This window comes from Acinetobacter sp. YK3 (genome assembly GCF_001729365.1).
Classification (GTDB): Bacteria; Pseudomonadota; Gammaproteobacteria; order Pseudomonadales; family Moraxellaceae; genus Acinetobacter; species Acinetobacter vivianii.
Genome location: NZ_LZPJ01000084.1, coordinates 1 through 3,271, shown reverse-complemented (window position 1 = coordinate 3,271; position 3,271 = coordinate 1). Strand labels below are relative to the sequence as shown.

Here is a 3,271-nt window from a genome sequence, read left to right as displayed (position 1 = left end):
ACGGTCCAAAGAGTTATTAACGGATTAGTTAATTGAGGCGGTATTGTAACTAGTTTCTACACTAAATCAAGTTATGTATTGAATTTATCTTGAATACAACAACTGTTTGGGTGTTGTATAGTCAAGCCTCACGAGCAATTAGTATTGGTCAGCTTCACACGTCACCGTGCTTCCACACCCAACCTATCAACGTCCTAGTCTCGAACGGCTCTTTAGAGGAATAAATTCCTAGGGAAATCTTATCTTGAGGTAGGCTTCCCGCTTAGATGCTTTCAGCGGTTATCCCTTCCGAACATAGCTACCCGGCGATGCGACTGGCGTCACAACCGGTACACCAGAGGTTCGTCCACTCTGGTCCTCTCGTACTAGGAGCAGATCCTCTCAAATTTCCAGCGCCCACGGTAGATAGGGACCGAACTGTCTCACGACGTTCTAAACCCAGCTCGCGTACCTCTTTAAATGGCGAACAGCCATACCCTTGGGACCTGCTTCAGCCCCAGGATGAGATGAGCCGACATCGAGGTGCCAAACACCGCCGTCGATATGAACTCTTGGGCGGTATCAGCCTGTTATCCCCAGAGTACCTTTTATCCGTTGAGCGATGGCCCTTCCATACAGAACCACCGGATCACTAAGACCTACTTTCGTACCTGCTCGACTTGTGGGTCTCGCAGTTAAGCGCGCTTTTGCCTTTATACTCTACGCGTGATTTCCGACCACGCTGAGCGCACCTTCGTACTCCTCCGTTACTCTTTAGGAGGAGACCGCCCCAGTCAAACTACCCACCAGACATGGTCCTCGTCCCGGATTACGGGACAGAGTTAGAACCTCAACATTACCAGGGTGGTATTTCAAGGACGGCTCCATACAAACTAGCGTTTGTACTTCAAAGCCTCCCACCTATCCTACACAAGTAAGGTCAAAGTTCAATGTCAAGCTGCAGTAAAGGTTCACGGGGTCTTTCCGTCTAGCCGCGGGTACACTGCATCTTCACAGCGATTTCGATTTCACTGAGCCTCTGCTGGAGACAGCGCCGCCATCATTATGCCATTCGTGCAGGTCGGAACTTACCCGACAAGGAATTTCGCTACCTTAGGACCGTTATAGTTACGGCCGCCGTTTACTGGGGCTTCGATCAAGAGCTTCGCTTACGCTAACCCCATCAATTAACCTTCCAGCACCGGGCAGGCATCACACCCTATACGTCCACTTTCGTGTTTGCAGAGTGCTATGTTTTTAATAAACAGTTGCAGCGGCCTGGTTTCTGTGGCTGCCAATAGCTCAGGGAGCAAGTCCCATCACCGTCAGCAGCGTACCTTCTCCCGAAGTTACGGTACCATTTTGCCTAGTTCCTTCAGCAGAGTTCTCTCAAGCGCTTTGGTCTACTCGACCTGACCACCTGTGTCGGTTTCGGGTACGATTCCTGTGTAACTGAAGCTTAGAGACTTTTCCTGGAAGCATGGTATCAGCCACTTCACTGTACAAGTACAGCTTGCTATCAACTCTCAGCATAGAGCACCCCGGATTTGCCTAAGATGCATGCCTACTGTCTTCCACCTGGACAACCAACGCCAGGCTGACTTAACCTTCTCCGTCCTCTCATCGCATTACACAGAAGTATTGGAATATTAACCAATTTCCCATCGACTACGCCTCTCGGCCTCGCCTTAGGGGTCGACTCACCCAGCCCCGATTAACGTTGGACTGGAACCCTTGGTCTTTCAGCGAACGGGTTTTTCACCCGTTTTGTCGTTACTCACGTCAGCATTCGCACTTCTGATACCTCCAGCATACTTCTCAATACACCTTCATCGGCTTACAGAACGCTCCCCTACCACGTATACATAAGTATACATCCGCAGCTTCGGCACATAGTTTTAGCCCCGTTACATCTTCCGCGCAGGCCGACTCGACTAGTGAGCTATTACGCTTTCTTTAAAGGGTGGCTGCTTCTAAGCCAACCTCCTAGCTGTCTATGCCTTCCCACATCGTTTCCCACTTAACTATGATTTTGGGGCCTTAGCTGGCGGTCTGGATTGTTTTCCTCTTGACTACGGACGTTAGCACCCGCAGTCTGTCTCCCGGATAGTACTCATTGGTATTCGGAGTTTGCATCGGTTTGGTAAGTCGGGATGACCCCCTAGCCGAAACAGTGCTCTACCCCCAATGGTATTCGTCCGAGGCGCTACCTAAATAGCTTTCGGGGAGAACCAGCTATCACCAGGCTTGATTAGCCTTTCACCCCTATCCACAAGTCATCCCCTGGCTTTTCAACGACAGTGGGTTCGGTCCTCCAGTTAGTGTTACCCAACCTTCAACCTGCTCATGGATAGATCGCCTGGTTTCGGGTCTATACCCAGCAACTAAACGCCCTATTAAGACTCGATTTCTCTACGGCTCCCCTATGCGGTTAACCTTGCTACTGAATATAAGTCGCTGACCCATTATACAAAAGGTACGCAGTCACACCACGAAGGTGCTCCCACTGCTTGTATGCATGCGGTTTCAGGATCTATTTCACTCCCCTCACAGGGGTTCTTTTCGCCTTTCCCTCACGGTACTGGTTCACTATCGGTCAGTCAGGAGTATTTAGCCTTGGAGGATGGTCCCCCCATATTCAGACAAGGTTTCACGTGCCTCGCCCTACTCGTCATCATTATGTGTGCCCTTTCGTGTACGGGAATATCACCCTCTACGTTCGCACTTCCCAGAGCGTTCCACTAGAACACACATAACTTAATGGGCTGATCCCCGTTCGCTCGCCGCTACTAAGGGAATCTCAATTGATTTCTTTTCCTAAGGGTACTGAGATGTTTCACTTCCCCTCGTTCGCTTCATAAGCCTATGTATTCAGCTTATGATACCCGCCTTATAGCGGGTGGGTTCCCCCATTCAGAAATCTCCGGATCAAAGGATATTTGCCGCCTCCCCGGAGCTTTTCGCAGGCTATCACGTCTTTCATCGCCTCTGACTGCCAAGGCATCCACCACATGCACTTAATTACTTGACTATACAACCCCAAACAGTCGTTAACACATACAAGTGAGTGTTAGCGTTGCAAACTTAATTGCTACTATTCGTTGTCTGTGAACTTAATCACCATACAGCTTCAATCTAAATTCATATACCAAAACGCTTGATTCAGTGTTTTTGCTAGTTCTCATTTCATTCAACTTAAACATTAAAATGTTTAAATCAAAGAATGAGTGAACAATTTATTTCAGACTCAATTCTACTAATCTGTTAATGATTAACTACCACCTCGTCGGTG

Annotated in this window: 1 rRNA gene; it reads right to left on the bottom strand. The window is 48.8% G+C overall.

Features of this window, described 5'->3' with window-relative positions:
• Window positions 1-117: 117 nt before the first annotated feature.
• A 23S ribosomal RNA gene (locus A9Z07_RS08540) occupies window positions 118-3,010 on the bottom strand.
• Window positions 3,011-3,271 lie beyond the last annotated feature (261 nt).